General features: G+C 63.2%; 8 protein-coding genes. 3 read left to right on the top strand and 5 right to left on the bottom strand.

Going from position 1 to position 9,765, the window contains the following annotated elements; all coding sequences use genetic code 11:
* Together AC04PT_RS19405 and iolD are read right to left on the bottom strand one after the other, a co-directional pair.
* Nucleotides 1-898 (bottom strand): PfkB family carbohydrate kinase (locus AC04PT_RS19405; protein WP_482875444.1); only part of this gene is annotated, 898 nt, incomplete at its 3' end.
* Entirely contained in the window at nt 898-2,760 is a 1,863-nt protein-coding gene (iolD, locus tag AC04PT_RS19400; protein WP_482875445.1) for a 3D-(3,5/4)-trihydroxycyclohexane-1,2-dione acylhydrolase (decyclizing), read from the bottom strand. The genes iolD and AC04PT_RS19405, both read right to left, overlap by 1 nt.
* Before the next feature lie 149 nt (nt 2,761-2,909).
* On the opposite strand from iolD, the gene AC04PT_RS19395 reads away from it, so the two are divergent.
* Genes AC04PT_RS19395 through AC04PT_RS19385 form a run of 3 tightly spaced genes read left to right on the top strand, consistent with a single transcriptional unit; the run spans nt 2,910 to nt 6,068 of the window.
* Nucleotides 2,910-4,013 carry a Gfo/Idh/MocA family protein gene (locus AC04PT_RS19395; protein WP_482875443.1) on the top strand — a complete coding sequence of 368 codons (1,104 nt, stop codon included), beginning with the start codon at nt 2,910-2,912 and terminating at the stop codon, nt 4,011-4,013.
* A 16-nt stretch (nt 4,014-4,029) separates the two neighbouring features.
* The gene (locus AC04PT_RS19390; RefSeq protein WP_482875442.1) at nt 4,030-4,923 is read left to right on the top strand and encodes a TIM barrel protein; all 894 of its coding nucleotides are present in this window, start codon (nt 4,030-4,032) and stop codon (nt 4,921-4,923) included.
* 11 nt (nt 4,924-4,934) lie between these two features.
* Nucleotides 4,935-6,068 carry a Gfo/Idh/MocA family protein gene (locus tag AC04PT_RS19385; protein ID WP_482875441.1) on the top strand — a complete coding sequence of 378 codons (1,134 nt, stop codon included), beginning with the start codon at nt 4,935-4,937 and terminating at the stop codon, nt 6,066-6,068.
* Between the two features lie 81 nt (nt 6,069-6,149).
* Here AC04PT_RS19385 and AC04PT_RS19380 read toward each other — a convergent pair whose 3' ends face one another.
* From AC04PT_RS19380 to AC04PT_RS19370, 3 genes are all read right to left on the bottom strand, one after another.
* Entirely contained in the window at nt 6,150-7,154 is a 1,005-nt protein-coding gene (locus AC04PT_RS19380; RefSeq protein ID WP_482875440.1) for a LacI family DNA-binding transcriptional regulator, read from the bottom strand.
* A gap of 138 nt (nt 7,155-7,292) precedes the next feature.
* Entirely contained in the window at nt 7,293-8,384 is a 1,092-nt protein-coding gene (locus tag AC04PT_RS19375) for an FAD-binding oxidoreductase (RefSeq protein ID WP_482875439.1), read from the bottom strand.
* Between the two features lie 4 nt (nt 8,385-8,388).
* Nucleotides 8,389-9,630, bottom strand: a complete 1,242-nt coding sequence (locus AC04PT_RS19370; protein WP_482875438.1) for an aromatic ring-hydroxylating oxygenase subunit alpha — start codon at nt 9,628-9,630, stop codon at nt 8,389-8,391.
* Nucleotides 9,631-9,765 lie beyond the last annotated feature (135 nt).

Here is a 9,765-nt window from a genome sequence, read left to right as displayed (position 1 = left end):
GGCTGACCACCATCGATGCGCAGGCCGAGCCGCGCAGCACGGCGTCTTTCAGCGGGCGCCCTTCGGCGATGGCCGCGAGGAGACCGGCCATAAAGCTGTCGCCCGCGCCGTTGGGCTTGACGGCAGTGACTGGATAGATGCCGGTGCGGATCTCCTCACCATCGGCGAAGGTGATCGCGCCCGCCTGTCCCATCTTGTAGACCACCAGTTTGCCTTTGGTGGCCAACTCCCGGGCCTTGTCCAGCCCCTTGTCGATGCCGCCGGCCATGAAGCCGAACTCCTCATCGTTGCCGACGATCATGTCGCTTTCCTCGCCAGCGCGGGTCAGCACTTCGGCGGCAACCTCGGGTGAGGGCCAACTGTAGGGCCGGTAATCGATGTCGAAGATCACCGGGATTTCGGCCTGCCGCGCGTTCTGGAAAGCGCGGAAGGTTGAACTTCGCGAAGGCTCTGCGGCAAAAACGGTTCCTGCGGTGATCAGCGCGCCGAAACTCATGTAATCAACTCGGTCCACGTCCTCTTCTGTCACTTGGAAATCGACGGCGTTGTTGCGGTAGATACAGTTCTGGAAGTCATCCATCGTGCTTTCGTAGACCGCCAGCGAAACGCGATATTCGCCCGCCAGCACCTTCACGTACTGCGTGTCGACGCCGTAGTGTCGCAGGCGGTTGGTGCAGAAGCGCCCGACATTGTCGTCGCTGACCGAGGTGACCAGCGCCGACTGCATTCCCAATTTGCACAGCCCGGCGCAGATGTTGGCGGACGATCCGCCCAGATCGGCACGAAACGTTTGGGCATGCTCGGCCTTGGTGCCCGGCGGGTGGGCAAACATGTCCATGCCCGCCCGGCCAAAGACCGCGAAATTGCCTTTGCGGATACCCTTGATCAAAGCACTCATTACACGCCCCTTCGCTGACGTTCGCGGGTGGTTTCCCAGTCCTCATGCGCTGTGCGCACCCTGTCACTGTCGGTGACATGTGGCGTTCCGACCTCCCACCAGGCGTGGCCTTCGGTGGTCCAGCCCTCATAGGCGTCGACGTCCATCACGATGACATAGGACTTGTCCGAAGCCTTGGCGCGCTTGAACGCCTCGCCGAGTTCTGCCGGATTGGCGACCTTCTCAGCCCCGGCACCCATCGAGGCCGCATGAGCCGCGAAATCCACGCCGAATGGTTGGGGGATGGTCGGGCAATCCTTGAGCAGGTTGTTGAAGCTTTCGTTGCCGGTGTTGTTTTGCAGCTTGTTGATGACCGCGAAGCCCCCGTTGTCCAGAAGCAGCACAATCAGCTTCTTGCCACTCAGGACGCTGGAATAGAGGTCCGAATTCAGCATCATGTAAGACCCGTCGCCGCAGAAGGTGATGGTGTCCTGCTCAGGCTCCTGCTCTATCTGCGCGATGCGTGCGCCCCAGGCGCCGGCGATTTCGTAACCCATGCACGAAAAGCCGAATTCAACGTCCACTGTACCGGTGTCGAGCGTGCGCCAGTTCGCCGTGACTTCGGCGGGCAGCCCCCCGGCGGCGGCGACCACACGGTCGCGCGTGTCGCACAGGCTGTTCACCACGCCAATGGCTTGCGCATAGGAGTTCGGGCGATTGCCGGGTTTGACGTTTTCGGCAACATAGGCGTCCCATTTCTGGCGCTCGTCCTGCGCGAAGCTGACCCAGTCGGCGGGCGCGGTGTAGTCGAGTGTCTCCGTCAGGGCGTTCAACGACAGCTTCGCGTCACCGACCACGGGCAAAGACATATGCTTGCCCGCATCATGCCGTGCCGCATTGACCGAGATGATCTGTGCATCCTTGGCGAAGGCCGTCCAGGACCCCGTTGTGAAGTCCTGCAATCGGGTGCCGACCGCGAGGATCACGTCGGCCTGTTCGGCCACCGCGTTGGCGCTGTCCGACCCAGTGACGCCTATCGGCCCGGTGTTCAAAGGGTGGCTCGCCAGCATGTTGGCTCGGCCCGCGATGGTCTCGACCACAGGAATTCGGTGCTTCTCGGCGAAGTCGGTTAGCGTGTCGACCGCGCGGGAATATTGAACCCCGCCGCCGGCAATTATCATGGGGCGTTCGGCGTTCTGCAAAGCCGCGACCGCGTCGGCAATCTCGGCGGCATCGGGTGACTGCCGTCTGATGCGGTGCACTTTCTTGGCGAAAAACGCTTCGGGATAATCGTAGGTCCAGCCCTGCACATCCTGCGGCAAACCGATAAAGGCTGGGCCGCAATCGGCCGGGTCCAGCATAGTGGACAGGGCGGCGGGCAGCGACTGGATAACCTGCGCCGGGTGGCAGATGCGGTCCCAGTAGCGGCTGACCGGTTTGAAGGCGTCGTTCACGCCGACGGTCGGGTCGTAGAAGTTCTCCATCTGCTGCAACACCGGATCGGGCAGCCGCGTGAGAAAGGTATCGCCGCAGAGCATCAGCATGGGCAGGCGGTTGGCATGGGCTAGGCCGGCGGCCGTCAGCAGGTTGGCCGTGCCCGGCCCGGCCGATGCAGTACAGAACATGAAGCGCTGGCGCAGCCATTGCTTGGCATATCCGGCAGCGGCAAACCCCATGCTGGTCTCGTTCTGCCCGCGATAAAGCGGCAGTTCCTCGCGCACGCCGTACAGGGCCTCCCCGAGACAGGTGACGTTGCCGTGACCGAAGATGCCGAAACCGCCACCGCAGAGGCGCCGCTCTATGCCGTCGATCTCGATATACTGGTTCGCGAGCCAACGAATAATCGCCTGTGCTGTGGTCAGCCGAATGAAACCCTTGGTCATTGTCATCTGCGCTGGTTCTCCCCAAGAATTCATCACTGTGAAGCGATTGCCGCTTGCGGCATGTGTAGACTCACGCTAGTGATTTTGCAACCGGTTGCAATATTGATCGCGACGCTGAATGCTGACGGGAACGCGATGGGGAGGAAATGATGACCGAGATCGGCATCGGCATTCTGGGCGGCGGCTATATGGGCAAGGCACACGCAGTTGCCATGTCCTCTGTCGGCGCGACCTTCGACACCGTCCTTCGGCCACGGCTTGAAGTTGTCTGCGCCTCCTCATCCGACAGCGCCGAGCGCTATCGCGCGGCCTATGGCTATGCGCGCGGCACTGTCGACTGGCGGGATCTGGTGTCAGACCCGAAAGTCGAAGCCGTGGTCATCGCCACCCCGCAAGAAACCCACCGCCAGATCGCCGAAGCCGCTTTTGCCCTCGGCAAGCCGGTGTTTTGCGAAAAACCCTTGGGCGCCTCGCTGAAGGACAGTGCCGCCATGGTCGCCGCCGCCGAGGCCGCCGGTGCGGTCAACATGGTGGGCTTCAACTACATTCGCACTCCGGCCAGCCAGTTCGCACGGAAGCTGATCGCCGACGGCGAGATCGGTGAAATTACTTGGTTTCGTGGGGAACACACCGAAGACTTCCTCGCCGACCCGCAGGCACCCGCAAATTGGCGCACCTCCGGCATGGCCAACGGCACCATGGGGGACCTCGCCCCGCACATGATCAACGGCGCACTGGCGCTGATCGGACCGATCGCGCGGGTGATGGGTATGTACCAGACTGTGCACAAGACGCGCCCCGGCGGCGCGGTCACCAATGACGACCACGCGCAACTGATGTGCCGCTTCGCAAATGGCGCAATGGGTCAGATGTATTTCAGCCGCGTTGCGACCGGGCGCAAGATGGGCTACGCCTACGAAATCACCGGGACCAGAGGCGCGATCCGTTTCGACCAGGAGGATCAGAATGCGCTCTGGCTGTACCGGATGGAGGGGCCGGACGCGACACGCGGCTTCACGAAGATCCTCACCGGGCCCGAGCACCCCGACTACCTACCCTTTTGTCAGGGCCCGGGCCATGGCACCGGCTATCAGGATCAGATCATCATCGAGGCCAAGGACTTCCTGACCGCCATTGCCGAGGGCAAGCCGAAGTGGCCCACTTTCCGCGACGGGCACGAGGTCAACCGCGTGATCGCCGCAACGCTGGCTTCGGCAGACGCCGGGGCCTGGACAGACATTTCGGATTTCTGACGGGAGCCCCCTGAACATGACCATCAGAATAGGCAATGCGCCCTGCTCATGGGGCGTCGAATTCGCGAACGATCCGCGCAACCCCACTTGGCAGCACGTGCTGAAGGAATGCGCGGACGCCGGCTACAAAGGGATCGAGCTAGGGCCAGTCGGCTTCATGCCCGAGGACCCGGAAGTGCTCGGTGAGGAGTTGGAGGCCAACGGGCTTGACCTGATCGGCGGCGTTGTCTTTCGCCCTTTTCACGATCCGAACGCCTGGGATGACGTGCTGGACGCGACGCATCGCACCGCGAAAGCGCTGAGGGCACACGGGGCGGAGCACCTTGTGCTGATCGATTCGATCTCGCCGCGCCGCGCGCCGACAGCGGGCCGCGCGGGTGAGGCCGAACAGATGGACAAGGCAGAATGGAGCGCCTTCCGCGACCGCATCGCCGAAAGTGCCCGGATCGGCACGCAGGACTACGGGCTGACCGTGGGCATCCACGCCCACGCCGCGGGTTTCCTGGACTTCGAGCCGGAGCTTGAGCGCCTTCTAGAAGAAGTCGATGAATCCATCCTCAAGATATGTTTCGACACCGGCCACCATTCCTATGCAGGCTTCGACCCGGTGGCCTTCATGAAGAAGTTCATCGGGCGCATTTCCTACATGCACTTCAAGGACATTGATCCGCAGGTAAAGGCCCGGGTAATTGAGAATCGCACCGGCTTCTACGACGCCTGCGGTCAAGGCATCTTCTGCAATCTCGGCGAAGGCGACGTGGACTTCCCCGCCGTCCGCAAGGTGCTTCTGGACAACGGTTTTGAGGGCTGGTGCACGGTCGAGCAGGACTGCGACCCGACTCTTAATCCGGACACGCTGGGCGATGCCCGCAAGAACCGCGAATACCTCGAATCCATCGGCTTCAAATAAGGGTCAGGACCATGGCAAAACTGAACTGGGGCATGATCGGCGGCGGCGAAGGCAGCCAGATCGGGCCGGCGCACCGGCTGGGCGCACAGGCGGACGGACGTTTCAACTTCGCCGCCGGCGCACTGGACCACCGCCCCGAGGAAGGCCGCGCCTATGCGCAGCGGCTGGGGATCGCGTCCGACCGCGCTTATGGCGACTGGAAACAGATGCTGATGGGCGAAAAGAACCGTGATGACCGCATCGACCTTGTCACGGTCGCCACACCCAACGCCACCCACTTCGAAATCGCCAAGGCGTTCCTTGAGGAAGGCTTCAACGTGCTCTGCGAAAAGCCGATGACCATGACGGTCGAGGAAGGCGAAGAGATCGTCCGCGTGGCCGAGAAGTCCGGCAAGGTCTGCGCGGTGAACTACTGCTATTCCGCCTATCCGATGGTGCGGCAGGCCCGCGCCATGGTGCGCAATGGCGAGATCGGCAAGGTGCGGCTGGTGGTCACCAATTTCAGCCACGGCCACCACGGTGACGCCACCGACGCCGACAACCCGCGCGTGCGCTGGCGTTACGATCCGGCAATGGCGGGCGTGTCGGGCCAGTTCGCCGACTGCGGCATCCATGCGCTGCACATGGCGAGCTTTGTCTGCGACGACGAGGTCGAAACGCTCTCGGCCGACTTCGCCTCGACCATCGCCTCGCGCGAGCTGGAAGACGACGCTATGGTCAACTTCCGCATGTCTGGCGGCACTGTCGGGCGGCTCTGGACCTCGTCGGTGGCGATCGGGCGGCAACACGGCTTCGACATCCAGATATTTGGCGAAACCGGCGGGCTGCGCTGGGCCTCGGAACAGCCGAACCAGCTGATCTATACGCCCGTCGGCGAGCGCACCCAGATCATCGAAAAGGGCGAGGCTGGCCTGCACGCGGACGCGCAACGCCTCAGCCGGGTCTCCATCGCCCATCCTGAGGGCTTCCCGCTGGCGGTGGCGAATATCTACTGCGATCTCGCTGACGCCATTGCCGGTGAAACACGCGACGGGTTGCCCGGCGCCGAGGCGGGCGTGCGCTCGATGGCGGCTGTGCATACGGCTGTTGCCTCGGCGCGTGAGAACGGCGCATGGATGGACGCCCGACCGCCGATGTACCGCTAGCGCAGGCTGACCTGGAGGTCCCGGATCAAGACCGGGACTGCGTTAAGGCGCGTTGAGACGGGATCGCACCACGAACCTGTCTCAGCCGCCCGGCAGAGGCCGCAGTGTGCCCCGCTCCACCACCGAGCAGGCGAACATTCGTGCCTCGGGACGGCGGTCGTGATCTTCCAGCGTCGCCACCATCAGCTCAACCGAAGACGCCACGATCTCGCGGATCGGCTGATGGATCGTCGTCAGGTCGATGTTAGCCCAGCGTGACATCTCCATGTCGTTCAGGCCCAATACGCCGATGTCGCCCGGACAGGTGAGGCCACTGTCGCGTATCGCCGACAAGGCTCCGATCGACAGCACATCATCGCCGCCGAAGTAGGCTTGCGCGGGGCTGTCCTGCAACAGCCGCAACATCTCATTGCGCCCGGCTTCAAAGGTGTAGGCCCCGGCGAAGGAATGGCTGAAACGGACGCCCCGATGCTGTGCGATCTCTGCCGCGAAGCCGCTGAACCGGTCTTGCGTCGACGTGGCGGTCTCGGGCCCGCCCATGAAGCCGAGTTGCGTATAGCCACGCTCAATCAGCGTGCGTGCCGCCAGTCTTCCAGCGGCCACGTTGTCGATCCCCACGACGTGCACCTCGGGGTCCGAAGCATTGCGGCCGAAGGCATGCACCACTGGAACGCCTGCGTCACGGAACGCTTTGGCAAATCCCGGCGGCAAGGTGGACGATGCCACGATGACCCCGTCCACGGAATATTGCCGCAGCATCCGCACCGAATTCGCCGGGTCGGTTTCGTCCGACAGGTTCACCAGCAGCGGCCGTAAACCGCGATCCTGAAGCCCCCGCGTGCACAGATCGAAGACCTCAAGGAAGATCGGGTTGTGGAAGTTATTCGACACCAGCCCGATCAGCTTGGTCCGCCCGGTGGTCAACGACGAGGCCAGTGCGTTCGGGCTGTAGCCCAGTTCGCGCGCTGCCGCCTCGACCTTGCGACGCATTGTAGCCGAGACCGAGGCGCCATCGGTGAAGGTGCGCGACACGGCCGAGCGAGACACCCCTGCCCGCTCCGCAACCTCCTTCAATGTAACTGCCATACGCTCCCGGCCTTTAGAAACCTGTCTTTCTACAAACTTACTGGGAAATTCAGAGTGGGACAGCCCTAAAGCGGAGCGGTGTCATTTGCTTACAGCGCATTGCGGAGGACAGTGGGCCGGACCGTCCAACCGCGGGGATCAAGCGTCGATCTCGACCGCGCCGATGGGTTTCGAGCAGCAGGCGAGGATATAGCCGGCCTCGATATCGTCTTCGGAGATGCCGCCGTTGTGGACCATGTGCACCTCGCCCGTGTTCTTGCGGACCTTGCAGGTGCCGCAGACACCGAAGGTGCAGCCCGAAGGAATGACGATCCCGGCGCCGCGCGCAACGGCCAGAACCGTGTCGGTCTCCTTGCAGTCTGCGGTCACGTCCGAGCGGGTGAAGGCAACGCTGGCGGTGATGTCCTCGTCCGGCACCACGTCGTCATAGTCCGGCAGCTGCTCTTCCTTCTTGACCGGCGCGGCAAAGCTTTCCTGATGATAGCGCTCCATGTCGTAACCCAACGCGATGAGCATCTCGCGCACCGCGTCCATGAACGGCTCGGGTCCGCAGCAATAGACCTCGCGCTCGAGGTAGTCACCGGCGATTAGGCCGATCATCAGCTGGTTCAACCGCCCGCGCAGCCCGGTCCAGACGCGGTAGGGGTCGTCTTCCTCGACGATGAAGAACAGTTTGATCGAGGGCACGCGCGAAGCCATCTGCTCCAACCGTTGCCGCCCGATGATGTCCTGCGGGCGCTGCGCGCAATGCACGAAGGTGACGTCGATGTCGGTGCCGCGGTCGAACAGGTAGGTGGTCATCGCCAAGGACGGCGTGATACCGGAGCCAGCCGAGATGAACAGGTACTTCTTCTGTTCGCGCCGCGGCATTGTGAAGATGCCCGCCGGGCCGGTGGCCTTGATCTGCATCCCCGGCTGCAAATGGTCGAGCATCCAGCGGGTGCCGACGCTGCCAGCCTGCGCCTTGACGGTGACAGCAATGGTCAACGGCCGCGAGGGCGACGAGGAGATGGTGTAGGTCTTCCACACCGTGCCGCCCGGCACCGGCAATTCCAGTGTCAGGAACTGCCCCGGCTCGTATCGGAATTGCGCGCCAGAGGGGGCGACGAAGCTGAACGTTGCAGAGTTCGGCGCTTCGGGCACCACGGCGCAGCAGACCAGCGGCTCGGCGTCGGTCCAGATGCCATCGTCGGCGGACGAGCGGAGATCGCGATTGATGTCGAGTGCCATGGGTCTACTCCGCCGCCATCGGGGTGACGTCGCCGGTGATCGCGCGGATCATGGCGCGGGCGTACCAATCGACGAACTGGATGTTGCCGCCCTCGTGTGTGGGCGAGTAGGGACCGGGCTCATAGGCAGGCGAGAGGATGCCGCGCTGGTTGTTCTCGACCACCTCTCGGTCCTCGTCGTTGGTGGCGATCCAGACCTCGGTGAGCCGTTGAAGGTCATAATCCTGCCCCTCCACCGCGTCCTTGTGCACGAGCCACTTGGTGGTCACTTCGGTCTCCATTGGTCCGATCGGAGTGACGCGGAACAGGATGATGTGATCCGACAGGAAGTGGTTCCACGTCGCTGGATACCGGAACATGAGCAGCGCCCCGGCGTCGCGGAACGGCATCGAAGAGTTGGGCCGCGTCACCGCGACCTTGCCGTTCATCGTGTAGCTTTCACCGCCGTCGAGCAGCGGCGTGCGCACGAAGCGCCAGTCTCCCAGACCTGAAATCCGATAGGCAGAGGGTGCGCCGGCCGCCTCGCAGCGGGCGCGGTGCTCTTGCTGCACCCCCGCAAGTTCGCCGCTCTCGTCATTGCCTACGGCGCGGGGGTCTTCCGGGAAGGTACGGCATAGCGACGGGTGGTTACCGGCGCAGTGATAGCATTCGCGATTGTTTTCCCAGACCAACTTCCAGTTGCCCTTTTCGACAATGGAACTCTCAAAGGCGACCTTGGAGTTCTCAAGGTCGTGCGGCGCAAGGTAGCGCGCGGTCTCGGCGGCGAAATCCTCGATCGGGGGGGCGGTGTCAGCGAGGCAGATGTAGACCATCCCCGACAGGTTGCGGCAATGCACTGGTTTCAGCCCATGCTTCGAGGCGTCGAAGTCCGGCCCCATGTCGCGCGCCCAGAGCAGGCGGCCGTCAAGCTCGTAGGTCCATAGGTGGTAAGGGCAAACCAGCTTGGGATTCGATCCCTTCTTGGACTTGCACAGCACCGAACCACGATGACGGCAGGAGTTGTGGAACGCCCGGATCTCGCCGTCGGTTCCGCGCACGATCACAACCGAATAGGCGCCGACCTCGTGGACCACGTAGTTGCCGGCCTTGGGGATCTCGCAAGAGGGGATCGCGAAAAGCCAGTCGCGGTACCAGATATGCTCAAGATCGGCCTGAAAGACGCCAGCATCGCAATAAAGCGGTTGGGTGAGCGAATGTTCGGGCTTGCGCCGCATGAGCGTGGACAGAACATCGGATTCGCGGAGCATGATGCACCTCATGGTTGCCGTTCCGGGGCGACCGGACGGGGGTCTTTTCGATGAGTTCCGGGCCGGGACGCGCCCTGTGCCGTTGATCCGGCAATCGCACGTCGCAATGAATCGCACGGCGAAATTTGCGACTTG

This window comes from Litorisediminivivens sp. KMU-197 (assembly GCF_056858395.1).
This window is presented reverse-complemented; position numbering and strand designations above follow the sequence as displayed.